Raw genomic sequence first — 26,233 nt, forward strand, 5'->3', positions numbered from 1 at the left:
ATGAAAGGCCCGTTACTTGCAAAATTTGCAAGTAACGGGCCTTTCATAGCGCTTGAGGGACCGACTCGCGGCTAGAAGTCGAAACCGCCACCATCGAAACCGCCACCATCGAAGCCGCCACCATCGAAGCCGCCGCCGTCGAACCCACCGGCGTCCCCGCCCGTGTCGCCTCCGGCGTCGCCGCCCGCGTCACCGCCGCCATCGGCGGCTCCGGCGTCCTCCTGGCCCGCGTCGTAACCGGATTCCCAGGCCGACGCGCTCGCGATCCCCGCCATTCCGGAGAACATCGCGCTGAACAGCAGCATCGAACCGAGACCCCAGGCACCGGCGACGAGCGCGGGCTTCCACCACGGCTCGCTGTACCAGCCCTGCGGCACCGGACGGCCCGCCACGCGTCCACCGGGGTAGTAGTGCGGCGTCCGCTGGCTCGGGTCCGGCGAAGCCTCGTAGTGCTCGCCCTCGACGTCGACGGAGCGGTGTTCGGTGACCTTGCCCGCGCGGTCGCGCTCTTCGCTGCCGGGCAGTTCCGGACCGGGGTCCATGCCCATCGCGAGCCGGGCGGCGCGGACGTAGTAGAGACCCTCGATGGCCGTCTCGCGCACCAGCCGGGCTTGCTCGACGGTCTGCGCCTGCTCCATCTGGGAGCCCGCCGCGGTGAAGCGCTCGGACGCGTCCGCCATCGCCTGCTGGGAGGCGGTGTCCGTGCCGGTGATGTTCATGACCTGACCGCCGAGCCGCTCGACGAGGCGCCGTGCGTCGGCCTTCGCGTCGTCCAGCTGGCGCTTCTTGGCCGCCGCCTGGGATTTCGCGAAGTAGATGCCGCCGCCGACCACCACGACGAGGAGCACGATCAGGAAGATCGCGGTACCCATGGGTTCAACTCCAGGAATCGTTCGGCCTTTAGCCGGATCAACGCGGCCGCCGCGCCGGGGGTTCCCGCCAGTGCTCCCGGTCACCGCGACCACTGGCGGGGCAAACTAGAACACGTTATAGTTCGGCCCCATGAAGTTCACCCTGTCGATCGCGATGAATCCGCTCGATCAGCTGGGCGAGCTCGCCCGCGCCGCCGAAGAGGCGGGGTTCTCCTCGATCGCGCTCCCGGATTCCCTGTTCTACTCCGAAACGGTCTCGGCCGACTATCCGTACACACCGGACGGCAGCCGGTTCTGGACCGAGGAGACGCCCTGGGCCGATCCGCTGGTCGCGGCCGCGTCGATGGGCGCGGTCACCGAGCGGCTCACGTTCTACACCTCCGTGCTGAAACTCGGCTCCCGCAACCCGGTCCTGCTCGCCCGCCAGGTCAACTCGGTCGCGGCGCTGACCGGCGGCCGCTTCGGTCTCGGGCTCGGTGTCGGCTGGTCGCCGGAGGAGTTCCGCTGGTGTGGCGCGCCGTATGAGAAGCGCGGTAAACGCGTGGACGAGGCCATCGAAGTGCTGCGGCTGATCCTCGACGGCGGGATGGTCGAATTCCACGGCGAATTCTTCGACTTCGACAAGCTCCGTATGAGCCCGACACCGCCGTCACGCGTGCCGTTCTACATCGGCGGCCACACCGATGTCGCGTTGCGCCGGGCCGCGCGCGTCGCCGACGGCTGGTCGTCGGCGATGATGAAATTCGACGACCTCCGCGAAACGATCGTCAAGCTGCGCGGGCTGCTGGCCGAGCAAGGCCGCGCCGATGACCCGTTCGAGTACCAGGCCGTCTGCATCGACAAGTTCGGTCTCGACGGCTATCGCGAACAGGGCGAGATCGGCGTCACCGACATCATCACCATGCCGTGGGTGTTCGACGGCCTCGGTTTCGACGCCGAAGTCGGCTCGAAGCTCGATTCCATCAAGAAGTTCGGCGACGAGATCATCGCGAAGATCGGAGACTGAGCCATGGGTGTCGACGTCTGCTGGGATCCGGCCGCCACACAGCCGCCCGCGCGCGAGGCCGCTTTTCGCTCGATGACCGCCGTCACCGCCGGCGACAAGGCGGCGTGGCTCGAACTCTTCGCCGGGGACGCCGTCGTCGAAGACCCCGTCGGCCCGTCGATGTTCGACGAAGAGGGCAAGGGACACCATGGCCAGGACGGGATCAGCGCCTTCTGGGACAAGACGATCGGGAACGTCGAACGTTTCCAGTTCACCATCCGCGATTCCCACGCGGCCGGTGACGAGGTCGCGAACGTCGGCACGATCACGACGTACCTGCCCGGCGGCTATCGCGTCGACACCGACGGCGTGTTCGTCTACCGGGTCCGCGAGGACGGGCTGATCGTGTCGATGCGGGCGTACTGGGAAACCGAGCGCGCCATGGCGACCGCCAAGAAGGTCGAAGACTAGAGCCGCTCCGCGCGCCGGGTCAGGTACTGCTTTTCGGGCTCGCTCGAGGTTTGCCCCGCGGCCCGCAGGTACGCCTCACGCGCGGCGCCGGTGTCCCCGGCCAGTTCCAGCAGATGCCCTCGGACGGAATCGAGCCGGTGGGTCTGGCTCATCCGGCTGTCGTCGTCGAGGGTGGCGAGCAGTTCCAGACCCGCTTCCGGGCCGTTGACCTCGGCGACCGCGACGGCGCGGTTGAGCGTGACGACCGGGCCGGGCGAGACCTTCTCGAGGACGTCGTACAGCGCGAGGATCTGGTGCCAGTCGGTGTCCGCCACGGTCGCCGCCTCGTCGTGGACGGCGGCGATCGCGGCCTGCACCTGGTACGGCCCCACGGGTCCGGCTTCGAGGGCCTCGCTCACCAGCGAGACCCCCTCGGCGATCATCTCCGTGTCCCAGCGCGAGCGGTCCTGCTCGGCGAGCGGGACGAGCGAACCGTCGCCGACGGCGCGGGCGGCGCGGCGGGCGTCGGTCAGCAGCATGAGCGCGAGCAGGCCGGTGACCTCGTCCTCGCCTGCCATGAGCCGCCGGAGCAGCCGGGTCAGCCGGATCGCCTCGACGGTCAGGTCGGCACGCTGCAGGTCGGGTCCGCCGCTGGTCGTGTAGCCCTCGTTGAAGATCAGGTACAGCACCTGCAGGACGACGCGGAGCCGTTCGGCGAGTTCGGCGGGAGGCGGCAGGACGAACTCCGCGCCCGCCTTCTTGATGGTCTGTTTCGCGCGGCTGATGCGCTGGGCCAGCGTCGATTCCGGCACCAGGAACGCGTTCGCGATCTCTCCCGTGGTCAGGCCGCCGACGGCGCGCAGGGTGAGCGCGAGCTGCGACGGCGCGGACAGGGAAGGGTGACAGCACAGGAAAAGCACGGTGAGCGTGTCGTCCGATGAGGACACAGTGGATGGTTCACTCGGGTCCATCAGCGCGTCGTTCTCTTCGCGACGGCGTCGCGCGCTCTCGCTGCGCCACTCGTCCACCAGCCGCCGTGACGCCACTGTCGCGAGCCAGGATTTCGGGCTGTCCGGGACGCCCTGCTCCGGCCACTGTTGCGCGGCCGAGAGCAGGGCTTCCTGGACGGCGTCCTCGCAGGCGTCGAACTGCCCGTGCTTGCGCACCAGCAGCCCGATCACCTGCGGGGCCAGCTCCCTCAGGAGCGCTTCGATCCGGCGATCGTCCTTCACGACGCCAGTCTTACCCCATTCGGGACGTCAGGCGACGGGGGAGTAGTGCGAAGCGTCGCCTTCGAGGGATTCGCTGGGCACTCCGTCGATGCCCACCGGGACGTCGCCCGCCACGGTCACCCGGTTCAGGCGGCGGGGCAGGTCGTCGTAGTTGTCGACGGCGTAGTGCTGGGTGATGCGGTTGTCGAACAGGACCAGCTGGTTCGGCTCCCAGCTCACCCGCACGACGTTCTCCGGCCGCGTCACATAGGACTGCAGCAGGCGCAGGATGTCGCGCGACTCTCCCTTGGACAGCCCGATGATCCGCTGCGCGAACCCGCCGATGTACAGCCCGCGTTCGCCGGTCACCGGGTGGACCCGCACCACCGGGTGCACGGTGCGGAACTTCTGCGAGACGAAGACCTTGCGTCGTTCCTGCTCCGCCTCGTCGAGGGTCTCGGGCGGCTTCGCGTAGTCGTAGTCGTTGGTGTGCTCGGCGCGCAGCGTGTCCGCGAACGCCCGCAGCGGCTCCGGCAGGTCACGGTAGGCGGCGGCCGAGTTGGCGATCAGTGTCTCGCCGCCGTAGGGCGGCACGACCAGGCTGCGCAGCGTGCTGGCCTTCGGCGGGTTGTGCACGAAGGTGACGTCGGTGTGCCACTGGTTCGCGCGACCCTGCTCGCTGTCGACCGGCAGGATGGCGGGCTCGCCCTCGACCGACGGGACGGTCGGGTGCGCCTTCGTCAGCTCTCCGAAGTGCTCGGCGAACCGCTGCTGGCCCGCGTCGTCGAGGTCGACGTCGCGGAACACGAGCGCCTTGTGCTCGTGCAGGGCGTCGGTCACGAACGCGATGGTCGCGGCGTCGAGTTCCTTGGCCGGATCGACGCCGATGACCTGCGCGCCGATCCTTCCGGTGATCTTGCGGACCTCGACCTGGGTGTTGAGGGCGGTCATGCGGCGTGCTCCTTCACTGGGATTCGGTTGACAGGGCGGGCGAGGCCGTAGTGGCCGCGCAGGGTCGTGGCGGTGTACTCGGTGCGGAACAGCCCGCGCCGCTGGAGTTCCGGGACGACGAGGTCGACGAAGTCCTCGAGGCCGCCGGGCAGCGTGGGCGGCATGACGTTGAAGCCGTCCGCGGCGCCTTCGGTGAACCAGTGCTCCAGCTGGTCGGCGACCTGCGTGGCGGTCCCCGCGAAGACGCGGTGTCCTCGGCCGCCCGCCAGTCGCTCGATCAGCTGGCGGATGGTCAGGTTCTCGCGCCTCGCCAGGCCGGTGACCAGCTCGAACCGGCTCTGCGCGCCTTCGGTGAAGGTGCCGACGTCGGGCAGCGGACCGTCGAGCGGATACGGCGTGAGGTCGTGGTCGAGCATGTTCGACAGCTGCCGCACGCCATACGCGGGCGTGATGAGGGCGTTGAGTTCGGCCTCGCGTTGCTTCGCCTCGGCCTCGGTGCGGCCCAGGATCGGGCTGATCCCCGGCAGGATCTTGATCTCTTCCGGCGACCGCCCGTACTTGGCGAGCCTGCCTTTGACGTCGTCGTAGAAGGCCTTGCCCTCGGCGAACGTCTGCTGCGCGGTGAACACCGCCTCGGCGAACCGGGCCGCGTACTCCTTGCCCGTCTCGGACGAACCGGCTTGGACCAGCAACGGGTGTCCCTGCACCGGCCGGGGGATGTTCAGCGGGCCGCGTACCTGGAAATGCGGGCCGTTGTGGTCGATCGGGTGGATGAGGTCGGTGTCGGCGTAGACCCCGGTCTCCTTGTCGATCCTGGCCGCGTCGTCGTCCCAGCTGTCCCAGAGTTTCCTGGCCACCTCGACGAATTCGGTGGCGCGTTCGTAGCGCAGCGCGTGCGCCGGCCGGGCGTCGCGGTTGAAGTTGCGGGCCTCGTCCTCACCCGCCGACGTCACGATGTTCCAGCCCGCGCGCCCGCCGCTGAGGTGATCGAGCGACGCGAACTTCCGCGCCAGGTGGTACGGCTCGTTGTAGGTCGTCGACGCGGTGGCGATGAGGCCGATGTGCTCGGTGGCCCCGGCCAGCGCCGAAAGCAGTGTCAGCGGCTCGAACAGGGTGTGCGAGTTGTAGCGGACGTTGCCCCACAAGGCGACGCCGTCGGCGAGGAACAGCGAATCCAGCTTGCCGCGCTCCGCCGTGCGGGCGATGTCGACATAGTGCTTCAACGTCGCGGCCCGGCGCGGATCCGTGCTCGGATGCCGCCAGGCGGCCTCGTGATGGCCGTTCGGCATCACGAACGCGTTGAGGTGCAGGTGTTTCTGCGAGGTCATGCCTTCTCCTTGACACGCCAGGTGGAGAATCGCCGCTCCAGTGCGACGAAGCCCGCGTTGATGGCCAGGCCCAGCACCGACACCGTGATGATCGCGGCGTACATCTGCTGGATCTGGAAGTTGACCTGGGAGTTGTTGATCAGATAGCCGAGCCCGGCCTTGGCACCGACCATTTCGGCGGCGATCAGGATGAGGATCGAGTACGCCGCCGCCATCCGGATGCCGGTGAAGATCGTCGGCACCGCCGACGGCAGGATCACCTTCCGGAACAGGCTCGGACTCGACAGCCCGAGCGAACGCGCGGCCTTGACCAGCAAGGGATCCACGGTGTTCACCCCGGCGATCGTGTTGAGCAGCACCGGCCAGACGCAGGCGTAGACGATCAGCGCGATCTTGGACACCTCGCCGATGCCGAGCAGGAGCGTGAACACCGGCAGCAGGGCCAGCGCGGCGGTGTTGCGGGCCAGTTCCAGCAACGGGTTCAGGAATTCCGCGAGCGGTCGGTACCAGGCGATCAGCAGCCCGAGCGGGACCGAGACGCCCACCGCGATCACGAACCCGGCGGCGGACCGGCCGAGGCTCGCCAGCAGATGGTCGGCCAGCTGCCCGTTGAGGACCAGCTCCCAGAGCGCGACGAGATCTTCCGACAGCGGCGGAAGGAAGGTCCGCGTGCCTTCGTCGAGGACGAAGCGGGGAGCGAGTTCCCAGACGGCGAGGAAGAGCAGGATCGCCGCCGAACTGCGGAAGGCCTTGCTCAGCCGGTTCTTCTTCTTGCGAGGTTGCTCGGCGACCTTCGGTCCGGTGTGGACGGTGGGTGCTTCGAGGGTGGTGGTCACGCGGCCCTCCGGATCTCGTCGTGCAGGAGTTCCCACAGCTGATGGCGATGGGCCACGAACGCGGGAGCTGACCGCAGGTCGTCGTTCGAGCGGTCGCCGAGGTCGATGTCGACGACGTCCTTGAGCCTGCCCGGCCGCGAGGTGAGCACCGCGACCCTCTGTCCTAAATAGACGGCTTCCTCGATGCTGTGGGTGATGAACACGATGGTCTTGCCCGTGCGGCCCCAGATCCGCCGCAGTTCCTCCTGCAGCAACTCGCGGGTCTGCGAGTCCAGCGCGGCGAACGGCTCGTCCATCAGCAGCACGTCGGGGTCGTAGGCGAGGCTTCTCGCGATCGCGACCCGTTGCTTCATCCCGCCGGAAAGCTGGTGGGGGAGATGGTCCTCGAAGCCGGAAAGCCCGACCAGGTCGAGGAATTCGCGTGCCCGCTCGGCACGCTGCCGTTTGGTGAGCGTGCCGCCTTCGAGGCCGAATTCGACGTTGGCGCGTGCGGTGCGCCAGGGGAACAGGGCGTACTGCTGGAACACGACCCCGCGGTCCAGACCCGGTCCGGTGATGGGCTTCCCGTCGATCAGGACCTCGCCGGAGCTCGGCTTCGCGAGGCCGCCGAGCAGGTCGAGCAGGGTCGATTTGCCGGACCCGCTCGGCCCGACGAGCGACAGGAACGTGCCGTCCTCGATGTCGAGGGAGACGTTGTCCAGCGCGGTCAGCGCGCCGAAGGTCTTGGTGACCGAGCGGAGGCTGATCTTGGCGGTCATGCGCCACCGCCTTCGCGGAAGGGGTTGAATTCGTTGGTGTAGAGCTTCTTCAGGTCTACCTGGTCGTTCTTGATGAACCCGGACTGCTTGAGCCAGTCCGTCCAGAGCGTGTAGTCGTTGTCGGAGATCAGCCCGCCCTTGGTGACGCCGGTGCTCTTCCAGTACTTGAGCGTTTCGGTGTTCTCGTTGCGGCCGCGGTTCTGGATGATCTTGGTGAACCGGGCGATCACCTCGTCGCGAGGCGTGGTGCGCGCCCATTCGATCGCCTTGGCGACACCGGTGACGAAGGTCTTCGTGGTCTCCGGGTACTTCTTGATGAAGTCGGTCCGCAGCACGTACGGCCCGCCGTTGTAGGGACCGAACGCCTCGACGTCCTTCACGATGGGCCGCAGGCCGCCGACGGCGGTCGCGCGGTCCTGCAGCACGCCGTTGAGCGCCGCGACGTCGATCTGGCCGTTGCGCAGGGCCTGTTCGGTGTTGATCGGCGGCAGGACGACCAGTTGCACCTGGTCGATCTCGGCGTCGGAGAGGCCCTGGCGCTTGAGCCAGGTGTCGAGGGCGGCCTCCAGGTTCGCGCCGACGGTGTTGACGCCGACCTTCTTGCCGATGAGGTCGCGAGGGTTGCGGATCGGGCTGTCTTCCTTGACGTAGAAGCCCAAGAAGGTCTTCTCGTCGGAGCCGTAGTAGTTGACGACGGCCTTGATCGGGGCGCCGGCGTCGACGAGTTTGGCGACGGCGCCGGTGAAGGCACCGCCGAAATCGGTCTGATCGGTCGCGGCGGACTGGATGTCCTGCGGTCCGCTGATCGTGTTCCCGACCCACTTGAGCTTGACCGGGCCGAAGTAGCCGAGGTCTTCGGCGAGTTCGGGGAACGTGACGTTGTTCGCCGATCCCTGGTAACGGAGTTCGAGCTTCTCCGGCTGTCCGGCGACACTCGCCGGGCTCGCGGACGCGCCGCAGCCCGACAGCGCCACCCCGGCGAGAAGCACGGCGGCCGCGGCGAGTAAGGGCACTGGTTTCTTCACGGTGGGCTCTTTCGTTCGGGTTCGCGTCGTTGAAGGAGATTCTTCGCAGGCCCGGCGGAGAGCGTCAATTTTGCGATTAAATGAAGTAACCCCGACTCAAGAGGCGTTGGCGAGCTTCGTGAAAAGCGGATCTTCGTAGAGGACGTTCAGCATGACGGCGCCACCGGCCGTAGCCAGCTCGGTACCCGGAAAGCTCGACGCCACAACATTTTTCGCCGCGTCCTGGCAGATCCAGGATCGCTGGGAGACCTCGTCCCGGATCGTGGAAAGGCAGCCTTCGACGTCGCGTACACTCTGATCGAGAACGATGAGGATTTCCGGATTGAGGACGTCGAAGAGCAAGGCGGCGGCCTGTCCGATTATTCGCGCACGCTCGTGGAAAATGGCGATGGCGCCCGAATTTCCCGTTGCCGCCAAATGGAGCACGTCGGTGAAATTCGGTTCTTCGATGATTTGTGCTTCAACGGCTTTACGGGCGACAGTCCGCTCGGACACCGTGGCTTCGAGACAACCGGAACGCCCGCAGCGACAGGGTTCTTCACTGTCGTCGACCCGCAGATGCGCGACGGCGCCCGCGGCCGAGCGAGGACCATGATGGACGGTGTCGCCGGTGGCGAAGGCGGCGTCGACCACGTTGCCGGTGAACAACTGCACGACACTGCTGCGCGCTCTCGGCTGCCCCAGCAGGCGTTCGGCGTGGATGAGCGCCCGCGAATGCCCGTCGACCCGGACGTCGAGACCGGTGACCTCCGTGAGCAGCTCGCGCAACGGAACCCCGTGCCAGCCGAGTAAACCGTGCTCCACCACCGTCCCCGAGGCCTCGTCGACCCACCCACCGGTCGCCACCCCCAGCCCGAGCGGCGTCCGCTCCGGCGCGTGTCCGATGAGGAGGTCGTCGAGCAACTCCGCGATCTGCGCGACCTGGACGGCGGGCTCGGCGCCGTGATGCGGGGCCTCCTGCTGGGCCAGCACTTTCCCGCGCAGGTCCAGCAACCCGACGGTGAGATGGTCGACCGCGATATGCGCGCCGCCCACCACGAACCGCTCGGTGTCGAGCTCCAGTGGCACATGCGGCCTGCCGACCGCGCCGGCGACCTCGGGCAGCTCGATGAGAAACCCCCGGCGCATCAGCTCCGCCACATGCCCCGTGACGGCCGCCGCGGACAGCCCGGTGCGGCGCGCGATGGTGCTGCGCGCTATCGCCCCTTCGTCCAGCACCACGCGGAGCACCGCGCTGGCACTGGCGCTCCGCCTGCCGGTCACGGTGCCGATGTTCGCAAGCGGGTGCCGAGGGGCCTAGGGCTCTCAGCATCCGGGAGCTGGTCAGACGGTCAACTGGCGCACGAACCTGGCACTCTTTTCGCAACGGTCCTCGTAGCCGCGCGCCCGGTAGAAGGCGTGCGCGCCGGTCCGGTGGCGGGAACTGGTGACCTCCATGAAGTTGCAGCCCCAGCGCTGCGCCTCCGCTTCGGCCGCGGCGACCAGCTCGCGGCCGACCCCCGTGCCGCGCTGGGTCTCGTCCACGACCAGGGCCACGATCCGGCCGCCGGAGCCTTCCTTCTCGAGAAGGGGGATCGCGACCACCGCGACGACGCCGATCACGCCGTCGTCCGACACGGCGACGAGCGCGGCGCCCTCGGGATGACGGGCCCAGCGCTCGAGCCTGCGGCGCACGTCGGCCTCGTTGTTGTCCGGGTAGCCCAGCTCGGTGAGCAGCGCGGTCACGGTAGGGGCGTCGGTGTCGCGGGCCGGGCGGATCTCCATGGGCTCTCCTCCTGCGTGGGTGCAGTGGCCGACCGTGATCATGGTCGGCTCGGTCTTTCCCATCTTGATGGAGAAATCCTCAAAGCGGAGGGTCGCCGAGCGCCGCGCTGGCTTCCGAACCGCGTCTTCTGGTCCGAAAGAGGGGTATCTTCGCAGGTCGAAGACCTATGGTCGGGATGACAGGATTTGAACCTGCGACCCTCCGCTCCCAAAGCGGATGCGCTACCAAGCTGCGCCACATCCCGGGTCACACCCCCCGGCCACTGGATCACCGGGGGGTGTGCGCACAGCCTAGCGGGTCACGCTAAGCTGTTTTCGCACCCGGGTCCTCCGGGGGCATGCGGGTGTAGCTCAATGGTAGAGCCCTAGTCTTCCAAACTAGCTACGCGGGTTCGATTCCCGTCACCCGCTCCACCGCTTCGAACGAGACCCGCAGGCACTCTGGCCTGCGGGTTCTTTCGTGTCCGGGTGGTCGTGAGTGGCGATTCGGGTTCTAACCCGAATCGCCACTCACGACCACCCCGGCCGACGCCGCGGCCTCAGTCCGAAGTGTCCGCGGGGACAATGGCCTGCGAGAGGCCGCTCGAGGCGGCATCCGCTTCCAGGTGCGCCGCGATCAGGTCCAGCAGCCGGTCGGTGTCGACAGGCTTGGTGACGTAATCGTCCGCTCCCGAGGCCAGGGTCCGCGCCTTGTCCTCCGCGGTCGCCTTCGCGGTGACGGCGATCACGGGCAGGTCCTCGTGCGCGGCTTCGGCGCGGATCGCGGTGATCGTGGCGTTGCCGTCCAGTTCGGGCATCATCACGTCCATCAGCACCAGCGCGGTGTCCTCGTGCCGTTCCAGTGCCCGGATGCCCGCGACGCCGGTCTCCGCGTAGATGACTTCCAGGCCGTTGCGTTCCAGGACGGCGGCCAGCGCGAAGACGTTGCGCAGGTCGTCGTCGACGATCAGGATCTTCTCGCCGTGGAACCGCAGCGACGAGGTCACCGGGATCACCTGCGGGACGGCCATGATCAGCGGGACGCCGCTCGCCTGTGTGGTCGGGACGATCAGGTTCGACGCGCTCACCGGGAGGTACAGGGTGAACGTGCTGCCCTTGCCGGGTTCGCTGCGGACCCGCAGTTCGCCGCCGAGCAGTTCCGTCAGCTGCTGGCTGATCGACAGGCCCAGCCCGGTGCCGCCGTACTTGCGGCTGGTGGTGCCGTCGGCCTGGCGGAACGCGTCGAAGATGATCGCGAGTTTGTCCGGCGCGATGCCGATTCCGGTGTCTTCGACGGCGAACGCGAGGACGCCGGGGGCCTGGCGGAGCGAGTCGGCTTCGACCTCGCCCTGGTCGGCCATCCGGATGTGCAGGCGCACGCCGCCCTCGTCGGTGAACTTCGCCGCGTTGGACAGCAGGTTCCGGAGCACCTGCTGCACGCGGTGTTCGTCGGTGTGGATCGACGACGGCACCGGCGGGTCGATCAGGACGGCGAATTCCAGGCCCTTGTCCGAAGTCAGCGGCCGGCAGATCGATTCGACGTACTCGACCACTTCCGGCAGCGTGACGTCGGACATCTGCAGATCGAGATGCCCGGCTTCGACCTTGGCCATGTCGAGGATGTCGTTGATCAGCTGTTGCAGGTCGCTGCCCGCCGAGTAGATCGTCCGGGCGAACTGGATCTGCTTCTCCGACAGGTTCCCGTCCGGGTTCTCCGACAGCAGTTTCGCGAGGATCAGCGCGCTGTTGAGCGGCGTCCGCAGTTCGTGCGACATGTTCGCCATGAACTCGGACTTGTACTGCGACGCCATGGTCAGCTGCCCGGCGCGCTCTTCGAGTTCCTGTCGCGCCTGCTCGATCTCGCTGTTCTTGACCTCGATGTCGCGGTTCTGCTGCGCCAGCAGCGCCGCCTTCTCCGCCAGATCCGTGTTCGACCGGCGCAGTTCCCGTTGCTGCGCCTGCAACTGCTCGGATCGCGCGCGCAGTTCCTGTGCCAGGCGCTGGGATTCGGTCAGCAGCGCCTCGGTGCGCGAGTTCGACTGGATGGTGCTGACGTTGACCGCGATGGTCTCCTTCAGCTGCTCCAGCAGGTCGATGTGGACGGTGCTGAAGGCGTTGATCGTCGCCAGTTCCAGCACGCCGAGCACCTCGCCCTGGAACAGCACCGGCAGCACGATCACGTTCACCGGCGCGGCCGAGCCCAGTCCCGACGAGATGAGCGCGTACTCCGGCGGCGCTTCGTGGACCAGAATCGTGCGGCGGTCGACGGCGGCCTGCCCGATGAGCGACTCGCCGGGGGAGAACCGAAGGCCCGCTTGGGATTTCGCCAGCCCGTAGGTGGCGATGCTCTCCAGGACCGTTTCCTCTTGCTCGTCTTCGCGCGCGAGGAAGAACGCGCCCTGCTGCGCGGACACCAGCGGCGTCAGCTCGGACAGGATCAGGGAAGCCACCGACGCGAGATCGCGGTGACCCTGCATGAGCGCGGACAGCCGGGCGAGGTTGGTCTTGAGCCAGTCCTGTTCGCGGTTCGCGCGGGTGGTCTCCTTCAGGTTCGCGATCATCTGGTTGATGTTGTCCTTGAGTTCGGCCACCTCCCCGGACGCGTCGACGGTGATGTGCCGGGTCAGATCGCCCGCGGTCACCGCGGTGGCCACCTGCGCGATCGCCCGCACCTGGGTGGTCAGGTTCCCGGCCAGCTGGTTCACGCTTTCGGTCAGCCGCGACCACGTCCCGGCGACACCGGGCACCTCCGCCTGCCCACCGAGCGTGCCATCCGTGCCCACCTCGCGCGCGACACGCGTGACTTCGGAGGCGAACGATGACAGCTGGTCGACCATCGTGTTGATGGTCGTCTTGAGTTCGAGGATCTCGCCGCGCGCGTCGATGTCGATCTTCTTCGACAGATCGCCCTGCGCCACCGCGGTGGTCACCGTCGCGATGCTGCGGACCTGGCCGGTCAGGTTGTCGGCCATGACGTTCACGTTGTCCGTCAAGGCCTTCCACGTGCCCGCCACGTTCGGGACGCGGGCCTGGCCGCCGAGGATGCCCTCGGTACCGACCTCGCGCGCGACCCGGGTGACCTCGTCGGCGAACGCGCGCAGCGTCTCGACCATGCTGTTGATCGTCTCGGCGAGGACGGCGACCTCGCCTTGGGCGTCGATCGCGATCTTCTTCGACAGGTCGCCGTTCGCCACCGCCGTCGTCACCGTGGCGATGCTCCGCACCTGATCGGTGAGGTTGTCGGCCATGACGTTGACGTTGTCGGTGAGGTCCTTCCAGGTCCCGGCGACGCCGCGCACCTGCGCCTGGCCGCCGAGCTTGCCTTCGGTGCCGACCTCACGGGAGACGCGGGTGACTTCGTCGGCGAACGCGGACAGCTGGTCGACCATGATGTTGACGGTGTTCTTGAGCTCCAGGATCTCGCCGCGCGCGTCGACGATGATCTTCTGCGTCAGATCGCCCTTGGCCACCGCCGTGGTGACCTGGGCGATGTTCCGCACCTGGTCGGTCAGGTTGTTCGCCATGAAGTTGACGTTGTCGGTCAGGTCCTTCCAGGTCCCGGCGACACCGGGCACCTGTGCCTGGCCGCCGAGCCGCCCGTCGCTCCCGACCTCGCGGGCGACCCGGGTGACCTCGTCGGCGAACGAGGACAGCTGATCCACCATGGTGTTCAGCGTGTTCTTGAGTTCGAGGATCTCGCCCTTGGCGTCGACGGCGATCTTCTGCGACAGGTCGCCCTTCGCCACCGCCGTCGCCACCTGGGCGATGTTCCGGACCTGCGCGGTGAGGTTGTTCGCCATGAAGTTGACCGACCCGGTGAGGTCGCGCCAGGTCCCGGCGACCCCGGGTACCTGCGCCTGCCCTCCGAGCTGACCTTCCGTACCGACTTCGCGCGCCACTCGCGTGACTTCGTCGGCGAACGACGAGAGCTGGTCGACCATCGTGTTGACGGTCGTCTTCAGTTCGAGGATCTCGCCGCGCGCGTCGACCGTGATCTTCTGCGTCAGGTCGCCCTTCGCGACGGCGGTGGTGACCTGGGCGATGTTGCGGACCTGGTCGGTCAGGTTGTCCGCCATCTGGTTCACCGAGTCGGTGAGCCCGCGCCAAGTGCCCGCGACGCCCGGCACGGTCGCCTGTCCGCCGAGACGCCCTTCGCTGCCGACCTCCCGCGCGACCCGGGTGACTTCGTCGGCGAAGGACGACAGCTGGTCGACCATGGTGTTCAGGGTGTTCTTGAGTTCGAGGATCTCGCCCTTGGCGTCGACGTTGATCTTCTGCGACAGGTCGCCCTTGGCCACGGCGGTGGCGACCTGGGCGATGTTGCGAACCTGGTCGGTCAGGTTGTCCGCCATCAGGTTCACCGAGTCGGTGAGGTCGCGCCACGTACCGGCCGCGCCGGGGACCTGCGCCTGTCCGCCGAGACGCCCTTCGCTGCCCACCTCGCGCGAGACGCGGGTGACTTCGTCGGCGAACGACGAGAGCTGGTCGACCATGATGTTGACGGTGTTCTTGAGTTCCAGGATCTCGCCGCGCGCGTCGACGTTGATCTTCTGGGTCAGGTCTCCCCGCGCCACGGCGGTGGTCACCTGGGCGATGTTGCGGACCTGGTCGGTCAGGTTGCTGGCCATGACGTTGACGTTGTCGGTGAGATCACGCCAGGTGCCCGCCACGCCCGGGACCTCGGCCTGCCCGCCGAGCCGTCCTTCGGTGGCGATCTCGCGGGCCACTCTGGTGACCTCGGTCGCGAACCGGGAAAGCTGTTTGATCAGGCCGTTCAGGGTCTTCGCGACCTCGGCGAACTGACCTTGCAGCGGCCGTCCGCCGACTTCCAGGGGCATCGGCTCCGACAGGTCACCCTCGGCGACCGCGCCCAGGACGCGGTTGAGCTCGGCAGTGGGCCTGCTCACGTCCTCGATCAGCCCGTTGACGACGTCGACCGCGGTCGCCCAGCCGCCGGGACCGATCTCGGCCGCGACGCGCTCGGTCAGCCTGCCTTCCTTGCCGACCGCTTCGCGGACGCGCAGAAGCTCGGTCACGAGCCGCTGGTTGCGTTCGGCGATGTCGTTGAAGGCGCCCGCGAGCTGGGCCGCGAGCCCGTCGCCGTGCGCCACGAACCGTCGCCGGAAGTTGCCGTCCCCGAGGTCACGAGCCGCCGCGAGCAGGCGTTCCAGAGTCGCTTCGTCCACCTGGGCGCCACCACCTTCCACGGGGGTCCGGTCCCTTTGGGAGTGCTGTGTCATCTGTGTCGACCCTCTCCACCACGCATGCCAAGCCATGGTCGTCGCATCAGCGTGCCATGATTCGACCTACACTTCGAGCCAGTCCGCCCGCTCACGCTGCGCTACCCGCCAGGCAGGAGGAGGTCCGGGAATGGTGTCACGGCCCGCCCCGGCCTCGACGTCGCTCCCCTCGGAGCCGTCGCCCACGACGAGCGAGAGCGCGCTGCCCGAATCCGGGAGGTTCTGGCGCGAGCTGCTCGAAGACGTGCGTGACGCCGTGCTCGTGCAGGACGTCGGCGGTGCGCTGCGCTGGTCCAACCCCGCCGCCCGCGAGCTGTTCGGCGGCGGCCGCCCGGTACTGACCGCCGAAGGCCCCGACGTCGGCCATGTCGAGCACACCGGCCGCCGGTTCCCCGCGCGCATCCGGACCCTGCCCGGCGGCTGGCACGCCTGGACGGTGACCTCCGAGGTCGCGGCCGACGGCCCGCGCGTCGACGGCTTCCTCGCCGCTTCGGCGCCCCGGCTGGCCTCCGCCCGGGGGCGGCACGGGACGGCGAAGGTGATCGCCGAGGTCGCCGCCGCCGAACTCGCCGACTGTGTGTTCGTCCTGCTGCCGACCACCCGGGGCCGGTGGGAGTGGTGGAGTTGCGACCACCGCACCAGCCACGGGCACGGCCGGATCCGCCGCGTCCCGGCCCAGTTGGCGCCGGTGCTCGCCGGAACCTTCGCCTCCACCGAGGAACCCGAGGCCAAGGCCGTGCCGGAGGAAGAGGTCGCGACGTTGCCCGCGGTCGTCGCGGAGCGCCTGGCCGGCCATTCGTCGGTCACCGTGGTCTCGCTGGGCCTGGACGGCGGTGCGGGGGTCACCGGCGCGGTCATGCTCGGCAGGCGCGGCGCCCCCGCGTTCGGCGACGACCACTCGCGCGCGGTGACCGAGTTCGCCCGGGCGGCCGGGACGGCGCTGGCGAACGCGCATCGCTACGCCCGCCAGGAAGAGGCCACCCGCGGCCTGGAGACCACGCTGCGCCCGACGCCGCCGCCCGACGTTCCCGGCGTCAAGTTCGACGTCTGGTACGAGCCGTCGAGCGGCCTGCTCGACGTCGGCGGCGACTTCTACGACGTCCTGCCGAGGGAAGACGGCGGCGCGATGTATGTGCTCGGCGACGTCTGCGGCAAGGGAGCCGAGGCGGCCGCGCTCACCGGCCGGGTCCGGCAGACCCTCGCCGCGCTCAATCTCGTCGAGCACGACAACACGACACTGCTGACCCTGCTCAACTCCCTGCTCATCACCGGCGGCAGCGGCCGGTTCGCCACGCTGGTGCTCGGTTCGGTGCTGGCCGGCGAGGACGGTCTCGCCGTCACTCTGGCTTCCGGCGGGCATCCCGCGCCGCTGGTGGTGCGCCGCCGCGGCGGGGTCGACGAGATCACCCTGCCCGGCACGCTGGTCGGGATCTCCCCGCAGGCCCGGTTCGCCGAGACGACGATCCGGCTGGCCGAGGGCGACGTCTGCCTGCTCTACACCGACGGGATCACCGAGGCGCGCCACCACGAGCGGCCGTCGGACCTGTTCGGGGACGAACGCTTGCGCGAACTGCTGACCGGCTGTCGGGGGCTGTCCGGCCGCGACGTGGTCGCCCGCGTGCGCTCTGCGGTGCGGGAATGGCTCGGCAGCGGGACACACGACGACATCGCAGTCCTCGCCATCGAGGCCTCACGACCCGCGCAGTAGCCGTAGCACCGCCCGTTCGACGATCTCCCTCGCCTCGTCCGGACCGGGTGCCTTCCCGGCCCGCCGCACCGCGCGTTCGATGGTCCGGTCCCGCCGGTACGCCTCGGTCACCCGAGGGTCCACATAGGACTGTCTCGCCACGGCGGGGGTGTTGCCGAGGCCTGCCGCGACCTCGGTCATCACGGCCTTCTCGACCTGTTTCCTGACCCGTTCGCTGGACGGCTTTTCCTTGTCCGCGAAGGCCGAAGCGGCGAGGACGGTGGCGTTCCAGGTCCGCAGGTCCTTCGCGGTGAAGTCGTCGCCCACGAGTTCCTTGAGCCGTTCGTTGATGTCGTCGGCCCGGACCTCCTGCCATTCGCGGCCGTCGCGGTAGGCGAGCAGGCGCACCTCCCCGCCACGGGCGCGCCGGAGAGAGCGGACGAGCCGCACGAGGCCGTCGTCCCGCAACCGGACCTTCCGCTGGATTCCGCCTTTCGCGGGGTAATCGCAGAGCAGGCAGCCTTCGCTCACCGAGACGTGTTCACACAGCAGCGTCGCCACGCCGTGCGTGCCGTTCTCGTCGGCGTAGTTCTCCCCGCCGGTCCTGAACACCCCGAGGTCGAGCATGCGCAGCGCGCCGGCGAGGACGCGTTCGCGGGTGAGCCCGCGGGAATCGAGGTCCTCCTGGACGGCTTCGCGGAGCCGGGGGAGCCGTCGCGCCAGCGCGAGGACGCGTTCGTGCTTCTCCTCGTCCCGGGTCCGCCGCCAATCCTCGTGGTAGAGGTACTGGCGGCGCCCGGCGTCGTCCACCCCGACGGCCAGGATGTGGGCGTTTTCGTGCGGAGAGATCCACACGCGCCGCCACGCGGGCGGAATCGCCAGCGCGTCGATCCGGTCGATCGTGTGCGCGTCCTTCAGCGGCTCGCCGTCCGGGGTCAGATAGCCGAAGCCACGGCCTCTGCGCCGTCTTCGGATGCCGGGGGACCCGAGGTCCGCTCGCCGTAGTCGCATGCGGTCCGGATACCCCCGGTGATCGCGCTTCATACCGGTGGTTCGACCGGATCGGTCCGGGGTAATCCGGGGGCGAAGCCGACTTGAGGAGGCAATCCGATGGCGACATCGCTGAACGGGCGCCGCGTGGCCATTCTCGCCGCGGACGGCGTGGAACAGGTCGAACTGGTCGAACCGCGCAAAGCGGTCACCGACGCCGGAGCGACGGCCGAGGTCGTCTCCCTGGAATCCGGGGAGATCCAGGCCATGAACGGCGACATCGACAAGGCGGACAAGTTCACTGTGGACCGCGTCGTCAAGGACGTCACGGTCGACGACTTCGACGCGCTCGTCCTGCCCGGCGGCACGATGAATCCGGACAATCTGCGCGTGGACGAGGACGCGGTGCGGTTCGTCCGCGACTTCGTGAACAGCGGCAAACCGGTCGGGGTCATCTGTCACGGTCCGTGGACGCTGGTCGAGGCCGACGTCGTCCGCGGCCGCACGCTCACCTCGTACCCCAGCGTTCGCACCGACATCCGCAACGCCGGCGGCACGGTCGTCGACCAGGAGGTCGTGAACGACAACGGCCTGATCTCCAGCCGGAATCCCGATGACCTGCCCGCGTTCTGTGCCGCGATCGTGTCCGAATTCGGCAAGTGAGTCCGGGTAAACGAGTGGCGCTCGTCACATGATTGGGGGAGTCTGGTGGTAGAGAAGGAGGTGCCGCGATGACCGTGCATTCGAGACGCTACGGCCGTTGGTGCCGTGAGCATTTCGACACCGAACCGGAGACCGGAGGGCAGCCGCCCGCCGGTCAGGCCGTGGACACCGCCGCGGCCGTCACCGACGCCCAGACCGAGCAGGCCCAGGCCGGTGACGCCCCGCGGGGGAAGCCGGATTCGCTCAACTGAGCGTTCGCCGGTACCAGACCCGTTTCGGGCCGGGGATGCCGATCCGGGTGATCAGGTCGGTGAGCACGCCGCTGATGATGAGCCACAGCAGGGCGGCCAATCCGTCGTTGAGCAGGGTTCGCAGCTTCGCCCCCTCCGGGGTGAACAGATTGCGCAGGCCCAGCGAGACCCCTCGCGACCACTGGTCGATCAGCTGCGCGAAACCGTTGCCCGCATTGGCCTCGCCGAACACCAGCAGGATGTGCACGACGAGCACCAGCGCGAACACCGAGCACACGGCGCGGATCAGGGCGTTGACGACGCGGACGACGCGGATCCGGGCGGGTGTCCGTTCGACGATCTCCTCTTGGGGCACCTGCGGCTCACGCGGGTCGTTGATGTAGCTCATCGCCGTCTCCCATCATCGTCCACAGTGGACAGCCCGGCCGGGCGGAAGCTCAGCCGGGATCCCGGGTCTTGGTCCTCGACTTGGTCCGGGTCTTCGTCTTGCTCGGTTTGTCCGAGGTGCTCGGGTCGCCGTTCGACGCCGTCGCGCCACTCGGTGTCGAGGTGACGCCGACGCTTCCGGCGGTGTTGGGCCGGTTCACGGAGACCGGGACGGCTTCGGTCACCACGACCGTGCCGTTGGGTGCCTTCGCGTCGCGGGTCGGCACTTCGACGGCTTCCGAGGACGGTTGTCCCTGTCCCGCCACCGGACCCGAAGTGCCTGTCGCCGCCGGAGGGAGCATCCCGCCCGGCTGGGCCGGTGGGTTCGTCCCGGTCTGGCTGACCATCAGCAGCACGCCGACGGTGATCGCGGCGGCGGGCGCGCTGATGGCGGCGACCACGGCCGCCCGCTTGCGGGTGCCCGGGTTGAGGTGGGCGACCTTGGTCCCGGTGGAGTCCTCCAAGAGAATCCGCGAGATCGCCGCGGCGGTCGGGCGCTGCGACGGCTTCCGCGCGGTCATCCCGCGCAGCAGCGTCGTCATGGTCACCGACAGTCCGGCGGGGATCCGGGGCGACCGGTGCAGCCGCCCGACCGCGGCCTCGACCGGCGTCCCGGTGTACTCGCGTTCCCCGGACAGGCATTCGAGCAGGACCAAGCCGAGTGAGTAGACGTCGGCGGGCGGGCCGACGTTCTCACCTCGGACCTGTTCGGGCGCCATGTAAGCCGCCGTGCCGACGACGCCGCCGGTTTCGGTCACCCTGGTGGCGTCGAAGGCGTGCGCGACACCGAAATCGCCGATCAACGGGCCGTCGTCGGCCATCAGGATGTTCGCCGGTTTCAGATCGCGGTGGGTGATGCCGTGCGCGTGGACGTGCGCGAGCGCGTCGCTCAACCGGGCGGCCAGATCGACGACCGCGTCCTGGGAGAGCGGGCCGGATCGCAGGCGCTGGGCCAGATTCGGCCCTTCGACCAGACGCATCGTGAGATAGGTGTAGCCGTCGTCGGAACCCGCGTCGTACAACGGGACGAGCCCGGGATGACGGACCGCGCTGAGAACCTGGATCTCCTGTTCGCGACGGCGCTCGTCGCGGGTCATCGTGTCGGCGTGGAACAGTTTCAGCGCGACTTCGCGCCGCTCGCGCAGATCACGGGCGCGGAAGACCCGCGCGGTCGCGCCGCGGCCGAGCAGATCCCCGACCTCGTACCGGCCGGCGAGTTTGCGCGGCAGGTGATCGGGGTCGTGGACGTTCAGGCTGAACCGTCGCTGGGTGGTCCCAGCGTCGAGGTCTTCGTCGTCGTCACCGCCAGCGCGCGAACCCGCGTCGTCCATCGGTGCTACCTCCGTCTCACCGGCCGAACGCCGTATACCCGGTCCGGCTCCGGGCGAAACAAGGTTTGCGAGCGTACCGGACGTGATCCGCGGGTTCACCCCGAACGGCGGGCAACCCCCGCGAGGGCCGGACGTCTCGTGGTCATGAAGCCGAACCGGTGGGCCGTGCTCGCCGCCATCGCCTTGACCGCCGTCGCCGCGATCACTCCGCCCGCCACCGCCGATTCGCTGGTACCCAAGGGTTTCGCGCCCGCGTCGACGAGCTGGACCGGGCCGCTGCGCGGGTTCGTCCTCGGGTTTTCGCCGTGCGGGAAACCGGGATGGTGCGCGTCGCTGCTGTCGACGGCCGACGGCGGGAAGCGGTGGCGGCGAGTCGGCACGCCGCCGATCTCCTTGCCGGACAACCACAATCAGGTCAAGCTCACCGTGATCGACGAGCGCGACATCTTCCTCTCCGACGGCGCCCGGTTGCTCGCCAGCCGTGACGGCGGCGTCAACTGGTCCCGCGTCCGCCTCGCCGGGGTTCGGGAACCTTTCTATATTTCGAAAATCACCGAAGCAGGACCTCGTGTGTTCGCGATGGTCACCGGTTTCGGCAGCCCGTCGACGACGGCGTTGTACGCCGGGATCGCCGGCACGCGGGTCCTCCAGCCGGTCCCGGGGTTCACCGTCACCGGCTCCGCGACCTACGGCGACATCGCCACCAGCGGCGGGATCCAGGTGTCGATGGGGGGGGACTACCGCGTCCAGAAGTACTGGACGTCGTCCGACGGCCTGACCTTCGAGTCCGCGCCGGCACCGTGCCCGGCGGACAGTTCGGCTTCGTTGAGCGGAGTACGGCGGGGGCACGTGCTGGCGCTGTGCAGCGGGGGACCGGGGACGCCGCAGCCGGGGTCGACCGTCCGGCGGCTGTGGCGAGCGCCGAAGCTCGGCGGGCGGTTCACCGGAACGGCGCAAGCGCCCACGCTCGGGATCGACCAGAGTTTCAGCGCCGCTTCGCCCGCGGCGGCGACCGTCGCGGCGGAAGGCGGCGGCACCGGATTCCTGCACAGCACCGCCGACGGCGGGGCGACCTGGACGACGACGGTGCTCAGTGGCCGCGGGGTCTGTCTCAACGATCTGGACTTCCCGGACGAGCTCGTCGGGGTGGTGGTCGACGGGCTCCCCGACGCCGAGGGCGGCTCGGCCGTGTACCGCACCACCGACGGCGGGATCACCTGGGGTGAGCTCGTCTTCGGATGATCATTGCAGGTAGGCAAGGCTGTGGGGAGGTTCACATTCCCATACGCCATGTCGTAACCTGTGCACTGTCCGTCGATGTCGAGGGAGCCGTGGACCGTGTTCGCCGCGATCCGCATGCGGCTGAAGGGTGGAGCGTGTCCATGACTTCGGACGAGGTCCGGTCCATGCCGAGGCGCCCGTTACCGCCCCTCGACTACGACAAACCCAATCTCGCCCGGATGAAGGACGCCCTCCTCGGGGGACACGACCACTACGAGATCGACAGGCTGGCCGTCGAGGCCTTCCTCACGGTGGCCCCCGACGGCGCCGCGGTGGCCAAGGAGTTCCGGTCCTGGGCCAGCCGGGTGGTCCGGTTCCTCGCCGGCACCCGTGGGGTCGGCCAGTTCCTCGATCTGGGCTCCGGCATGCCGTACGTCGAGAACACGCACCAGACGGCGCAGCGGTACAACCCCGACGCGCTGGTCATCTACGTCGACGACGACCCGGTGGTCCAGGCACACGGACTGGCGTTGCTGGAAGACCACCTCGTGCACGTCAGCGGCGCGGATCTGCGCGATCCCGAGCAGACGCTGAACGATCCGGCGATCGCCGAGCATCTCGAACTCGACCGCCCGGTCGCGGTGCTGCTCAACGCTGTGCTGCATCACATCGAAGACCTCGACAGGGCGCGAGCCATCGTCCGCGGCTATGTCGACGCGCTCGCCCCCGGGTCGTATCTGCTGCTCACGCACTATTACACCGACGGCGAGGGGCCGTACGGCGAGTTCGCGCGGAAGCTCGACGGCCTGATGGACGGCATCGGTTATGGCACGGTGCACCGCAGCCGCGAAGAGATCGAGTCGCTGTTCGACGGGCTGGAGATGCTCGAACCCGGTCTCGTGCACCTGCACGAATGGTGGCCGGAGGGCCCGCGCCTGGCTCCGCTGACCCGGTTGAACTACCTGAGCCTGGGCGGCGTGGCGGTCAAGCCTTGAGCGAGCTGAAGAACGCTTTCAGGTCGTCGTGGGCGGTCCCGAAGTCCTCTGTGTTGCCGGTGATCGCCAGTTCCAGCGTCTCGCCGTCGGAGAGTTCCATCGTCAGGTAGACGGTGAGCTTCCGGCGGGGGAAACCGCCCGCGACGATGTCCGTGAACGGGATGCGCCGCGCGCCCGGCTCGGCACGCAGATCGTCGAGGCCGCGTTCCCGCAGCTTCCGGATCCGTTTGCGGTCCGACACCCCTCGCGCTCCGATGAGCCCGGCGACACCGCGGCGGACCAGTACCGAACGCGACATCGGCAGCAACACCACTTCGGTGTCGCAGACGATCAGGTCGTAGAGCTTCCGCTTGGCCTTCAACGCGGTGAACATCCCGAGCATCCGGGCTTCGGCGGGATCCGGCTCCCGTTCGGGCTCCTGTTTGCAGAAGTACCCGGCGGGCACGGTGAGCAACTGCAGGTTGTGGACCAGTTCGTCGACCGCGCGCGGGCTCTGCACCGCGGGGCCGACCAGTTCGGTGACGTCGAACGGCTCGCCGTCGCCGAGGCACAGTTCCCAGCCACCGCCCCAGTTCAGGCGGTGCGCGGCGACACCGTTGTCGATCATCGCGGCGGTGACGGTGTCGGCGAACAACTCGGTCAGCAGTGCGCGGCCCTCTTCGCGGGACGGGGCCCGCAGGGGTTTGGCGAGCGCGTCCGCGTCGCCGTCGCGCAGGACCCGGACGACTTCGCCGATCGTGCCGCGCGGCGCCAGCCTGCTCTCGATCCCGGCCGAGGTCAGCAGCTTCGCGCCCTCCGCCACCGACGCCCGCCCGGCGCGTTTGACGACCTCGTCCCAGTCCGCCCGCGGCCCGACGTCGCGGATCAGCACCGCCAGTTCCGCTTCGGGGACATCGACCTTCGGCGCGCCCAGCAACGCCCAGCCCGGCCGCGCGTCCGGCTTCACCGGGTTGTCCGGCACCCCGGCCAGCGCGGCGATCCGCCGCTTCGTGGGCGGATGACTGTCGAACTTCGACAGCTCCTCGCCGTCGAGGATGTCTTCGGCGTACTCGGTCATCCAGTCCCGCTGGACCGGGTGGTTGAGGTACGACCGGAAGCCCAGCAGGACCGCGGGAGTGCGCCGCGCAGCCATGCCGAGCGAGATGTAGCGCTCGGCGTAGTCCTTCCAAAGCGGGTTGAGCGTCGCGACCTTCCGCAGTGCCGCGGCCGCCGTCCGGCTTCCCGCCGCGAGCACGGACGCCTCGTCGGCCTGGAGTTCCTGCCGCCGGTTCGCCGACCGCGCGACCAGCAGGTACAGCTTCGAGTAGGCGGAGAGCAGGGCCCTGGCGGGGCCGCCGTCCAGCCTGTCGACGGTGAAGGCGAGCGTCTGGGTGCCGCGGTAGGTCAGCGCGAGCAGGCGGGTGTGGCCGCCGCTGTAATGGCCGAGTTCGTGCGCGAGGACCGAGCGCAGTTCGCTCACGCTCAGCGCGGCCAGCAACGGCAGCCCGACCAGCATCGTCCGGCGGCCCGGTCGCAGGCCGAGGAACCGGGCGTCCTCGCTGACCGCCGCGTTGATCTCGCCGATCAGCACGATCTCGTCCGGCGGCCGAGTCTTCACCTGGGCCGCGAGGTCGTCGATCATCTCCCACAGCTCCGGATGGGCGTCACGATCCAGCCGCGGTCCCTCGATCGGCGGCCGTCGCGCCCGCAGCGCGCTCACCAGCCCGAAGCCGAGCGCGATCATGATCGCGAGCCCGGCGAGCATCACGTAGGTGCCGATCTTGCCCTGGATCCGCAGGCCCGCCAGCACACTGGCGACACCCACCGCGACGACCACCACTGGGAACGCCACGAGCAGAAGTGTCGCGAGGACGGCGCGTCCTCGGGCCTGCATCGTCCGGTTACCTCTTTTCGCACAAGTGCCGTCTGTGCGGCCGAATAGTAACCGGCTACCCAGCGGACTCGTGCGGGAACGAAGAGCTACGTCCGCCACCTGGGACGGGAGAGACCTCGTGAGTGGTAAGGACTGTTCTGGTGGTCCCGTATTTGCTTCCCCACGGGATCCTGATGTCGTCGCGGTGCGGTTGTAGAGCTTGTTCTGGATGCCGATGTGGGATTTGGGACGTTGAACGTCCCAAATCTTCCCCTGTCGGTCGCGGGGTGGCACGGTCTTGATCAACGGAGGATCGGGGACGTTGAGTGTCCCCGATCCTCCGTTGATCAAGCTCCGAGACCGCTCCGACCCCCATCGACGATGAAGGAATCGGGACACTCACCGTCCCGATTCCTTCACACTCGAACATGCCGCGGTGAGATTCCGGTGTCATCGAGCTCCGAGACCGGAGCGATCCCCTCGACTACTGCGCCTCACCTTCGTCCAAGTCGTGAGTGATAAGGGCGGTTCTGGTCCGTCCTTACCACTCACGAGGCTCCGGCTACGCGACGTTGAAGGTGTCGGGATCCGGTCCGGTCCGCTCGCCCCGGTCCAGCACGGACAGCGAGGCGACGTCCTCCTCCGACAGCGTGAACCCGAAGACGTCGAGGTTCTCCGCGATCCGCGACGGCGTCACGGACTTCGGGATCACGATGTTGCCCAGCTGCAGGTGCCACCGCAGGACGACCTGAGCCGGAGTGCGGCCGTGCTTCTCGGCGAGCGCCTTCACCGCGGCTTCGCCGAGCAGGTCGCCGCCCTTGGCCAGCGGGCTCCACGCCTCGGTCGCGATGCCGTGCTTCGCGTCGAACTCGCGCACCTCGGCCTGCTGCAGGTACGGGTGCACCTCGACCTGGTTGACCGCCGGGGTGACGGAACCGGCGTCGAGAAGCCGCTCGAGGTGGGCCGGCTGGAAGTTGGACACGCCGATCGCGCGCACCCGGCCGTCGGCGTAGAGCTTCTCGAAGGCCTTCCACGTGTCGTTGTAGAGGTCGCGCTCGGGCGTCGGCCAGTGGATGAGGTAGAGGTCCAGCCGCTCCAGGCCCAGTTTGGCCAGGCTGGCGTCGAACGCCTTCAGCGTGGCGTCGTAGCCCTGCTCGCTGTTCCACAGCTTGGTGGTGATGAACAGTTCGTCGCGGGCGATGCCGGACTCGGCCAGTGCCTTGCCGACGCCTGCTTCGTTGCCGTAGACCTTGGCGGTGTCGATGCTGCGGTAGCCCGCGTCCAGCGCGGTCTTGACCGCGGCGGTGGTCTCCTCGTCCGGCACCTGGAAGACGCCGAACCCGAGCTGCGGCATCTCCACCCCGTTGTTGAGCTTGACGGTGGGAATGTCGGTCACTTGCGTTCCTTTCGTGGGTACT

General features: G+C 68.6%; 22 protein-coding genes and 2 tRNA genes. 8 read left to right on the top strand and 16 right to left on the bottom strand.

The features are described 5' to 3' along the window. Positions 1-71: 71 nt before the first annotated feature. Positions 72-872, bottom strand: coding sequence for a hypothetical protein (locus BKN51_RS01820; protein ID WP_101605946.1), 801 nt, complete (start codon positions 870-872; stop codon positions 72-74). 130 nt (positions 873-1,002) lie between these two features. On the opposite strand from BKN51_RS01820, the gene BKN51_RS01825 reads away from it, so the two are divergent. After that, positions 1,003-1,878 carry a TIGR03619 family F420-dependent LLM class oxidoreductase gene (locus BKN51_RS01825; protein WP_101605947.1) on the top strand — a complete coding sequence of 292 codons (876 nt, stop codon included), beginning with the start codon at positions 1,003-1,005 and terminating at the stop codon, positions 1,876-1,878. 3 nt (positions 1,879-1,881) lie between these two features. Then, the gene (locus BKN51_RS01830) at positions 1,882-2,328 is read left to right on the top strand and encodes a nuclear transport factor 2 family protein (protein ID WP_101605948.1); all 447 of its coding nucleotides are present in this window, start codon (positions 1,882-1,884) and stop codon (positions 2,326-2,328) included. Here the strand turns inward: BKN51_RS01830 and BKN51_RS01835 are convergent. From BKN51_RS01835 to BKN51_RS01875, 9 genes are all read right to left on the bottom strand, one after another. Continuing rightward, complete coding sequence (locus BKN51_RS01835; protein ID WP_101605949.1) at positions 2,325-3,539, bottom strand: RNA polymerase sigma factor; 1,215 nt, start codon at positions 3,537-3,539, stop codon at positions 2,325-2,327. The genes BKN51_RS01830 and BKN51_RS01835 overlap by 4 nt on opposite strands. Positions 3,540-3,566: 27 nt before the next feature. Next, the gene (locus tag BKN51_RS01840) at positions 3,567-4,469 is read right to left on the bottom strand and encodes a TauD/TfdA dioxygenase family protein (protein WP_101605950.1); all 903 of its coding nucleotides are present in this window, start codon (positions 4,467-4,469) and stop codon (positions 3,567-3,569) included. Next, entirely contained in the window at positions 4,466-5,797 is a 1,332-nt protein-coding gene (locus BKN51_RS01845; protein WP_101605951.1) for an LLM class flavin-dependent oxidoreductase, read from the bottom strand. The genes BKN51_RS01840 and BKN51_RS01845 overlap by 4 nt, the downstream gene beginning before the upstream one ends. Beyond that, on the bottom strand, positions 5,794-6,633 hold the full coding sequence (locus BKN51_RS01850; RefSeq protein ID WP_101605952.1) for an ABC transporter permease: 840 nt from the start codon (positions 6,631-6,633) through the stop codon (positions 5,794-5,796). Before BKN51_RS01850 ends, BKN51_RS01845 begins: the two co-directional genes overlap by 4 nt. Further along, complete coding sequence (locus BKN51_RS01855; RefSeq protein ID WP_101605953.1) at positions 6,630-7,391, bottom strand: ABC transporter ATP-binding protein; 762 nt, start codon at positions 7,389-7,391, stop codon at positions 6,630-6,632. Before BKN51_RS01855 ends, BKN51_RS01850 begins: the two co-directional genes overlap by 4 nt. After that, positions 7,388-8,416 (bottom strand): ABC transporter substrate-binding protein, encoded by a 1,029-nt coding sequence (locus BKN51_RS01860; RefSeq protein ID WP_101605954.1) that lies wholly within the window; start codon positions 8,414-8,416, stop codon positions 7,388-7,390. The genes BKN51_RS01855 and BKN51_RS01860 overlap by 4 nt, the downstream gene beginning before the upstream one ends. A 96-nt stretch (positions 8,417-8,512) precedes the next feature. Continuing rightward, entirely contained in the window at positions 8,513-9,679 is a 1,167-nt protein-coding gene (locus tag BKN51_RS01865) for an ROK family transcriptional regulator (RefSeq protein ID WP_101605955.1), read from the bottom strand. Between the two features lie 60 nt (positions 9,680-9,739). Beyond that, positions 9,740-10,180: a GNAT family N-acetyltransferase gene (locus BKN51_RS01870; protein ID WP_101605956.1), complete on the bottom strand. Its 441-nt coding sequence runs from the start codon at positions 10,178-10,180 to the stop codon at positions 9,740-9,742. Positions 10,181-10,348: 168 nt separating this feature from the next. Continuing rightward, a tRNA-Pro gene (locus BKN51_RS01875) sits at positions 10,349-10,425 on the bottom strand. A gap of 95 nt (positions 10,426-10,520) precedes the next feature. On the opposite strand from BKN51_RS01875, the gene BKN51_RS01880 reads away from it, so the two are divergent. Further along, a tRNA-Gly gene (locus tag BKN51_RS01880) sits at positions 10,521-10,594 on the top strand. Between the two features lie 125 nt (positions 10,595-10,719). Here BKN51_RS01880 and BKN51_RS01885 read toward each other — a convergent pair. After that, positions 10,720-15,345, bottom strand: coding sequence for a HAMP domain-containing protein (locus tag BKN51_RS01885; protein ID WP_233224123.1), 4,626 nt, complete (start codon positions 15,343-15,345; stop codon positions 10,720-10,722). A gap of 184 nt (positions 15,346-15,529) precedes the next feature. Between BKN51_RS01885 and BKN51_RS01890 the strand changes: the two genes are divergently transcribed. Further along, positions 15,530-17,107, top strand: coding sequence for a SpoIIE family protein phosphatase (locus tag BKN51_RS01890; RefSeq protein ID WP_101605958.1), 1,578 nt, complete (start codon positions 15,530-15,532; stop codon positions 17,105-17,107). Here BKN51_RS01890 and BKN51_RS01895 read toward each other — a convergent pair. Then, positions 17,090-18,097 carry a DNA topoisomerase IB gene (locus BKN51_RS01895; RefSeq protein WP_168214241.1) on the bottom strand — a complete coding sequence of 336 codons (1,008 nt, stop codon included), beginning with the start codon at positions 18,095-18,097 and terminating at the stop codon, positions 17,090-17,092. The genes BKN51_RS01890 and BKN51_RS01895 overlap by 18 nt on opposite strands. 99 nt (positions 18,098-18,196) lie before the next feature. Here BKN51_RS01895 and BKN51_RS01900 point away from each other — a divergent pair, with 99 nt between their 5' ends. Beyond that, the gene (locus BKN51_RS01900) at positions 18,197-18,739 is read left to right on the top strand and encodes a type 1 glutamine amidotransferase domain-containing protein (protein ID WP_101605960.1); all 543 of its coding nucleotides are present in this window, start codon (positions 18,197-18,199) and stop codon (positions 18,737-18,739) included. A 68-nt stretch (positions 18,740-18,807) separates the two neighbouring features. Continuing rightward, positions 18,808-18,990, top strand: a complete 183-nt coding sequence (locus BKN51_RS01905) for a hypothetical protein (RefSeq protein WP_101605961.1) — start codon at positions 18,808-18,810, stop codon at positions 18,988-18,990. Here the strand turns inward: BKN51_RS01905 and BKN51_RS01910 are convergent. Together BKN51_RS01910 and BKN51_RS01915 are read right to left on the bottom strand one after the other, a co-directional pair. Then, on the bottom strand, positions 18,983-19,378 hold the full coding sequence (locus tag BKN51_RS01910; protein ID WP_101605962.1) for a hypothetical protein: 396 nt from the start codon (positions 19,376-19,378) through the stop codon (positions 18,983-18,985). The genes BKN51_RS01905 and BKN51_RS01910 overlap by 8 nt on opposite strands. A 49-nt stretch (positions 19,379-19,427) precedes the next feature. Then, the gene (locus BKN51_RS01915; protein ID WP_101605963.1) at positions 19,428-20,747 is read right to left on the bottom strand and encodes a serine/threonine-protein kinase; all 1,320 of its coding nucleotides are present in this window, start codon (positions 20,745-20,747) and stop codon (positions 19,428-19,430) included. Between the two features lie 144 nt (positions 20,748-20,891). On the opposite strand from BKN51_RS01915, the gene BKN51_RS01920 reads away from it, so the two are divergent. Next, positions 20,892-21,989, top strand: coding sequence for a sialidase family protein (locus BKN51_RS01920; protein ID WP_101613003.1), 1,098 nt, complete (start codon positions 20,892-20,894; stop codon positions 21,987-21,989). 140 nt (positions 21,990-22,129) lie between these two features. Continuing rightward, a complete protein-coding gene (locus tag BKN51_RS01925; RefSeq protein ID WP_101605964.1) occupies positions 22,130-22,963 on the top strand; it encodes an SAM-dependent methyltransferase in 834 nt (277 codons plus the stop codon). On the opposite strand, the gene BKN51_RS01930 is transcribed toward BKN51_RS01925, so the two are convergent. Beyond that, positions 22,953-24,794: a M48 family metalloprotease gene (locus BKN51_RS01930; RefSeq protein WP_233224124.1), complete on the bottom strand. Its 1,842-nt coding sequence runs from the start codon at positions 24,792-24,794 to the stop codon at positions 22,953-22,955. The genes BKN51_RS01925 and BKN51_RS01930 overlap by 11 nt on opposite strands. Before the next feature lie 583 nt (positions 24,795-25,377). Continuing rightward, positions 25,378-26,211 carry an aldo/keto reductase gene (locus BKN51_RS01935; protein ID WP_101605966.1) on the bottom strand — a complete coding sequence of 278 codons (834 nt, stop codon included), beginning with the start codon at positions 26,209-26,211 and terminating at the stop codon, positions 25,378-25,380. Positions 26,212-26,233 lie beyond the last annotated feature (22 nt).

The organism is Amycolatopsis sp. BJA-103, from assembly GCF_002849735.1.
In the GTDB taxonomy this organism is placed as follows: Bacteria; Actinomycetota; Actinomycetes; order Mycobacteriales; family Pseudonocardiaceae; genus Amycolatopsis.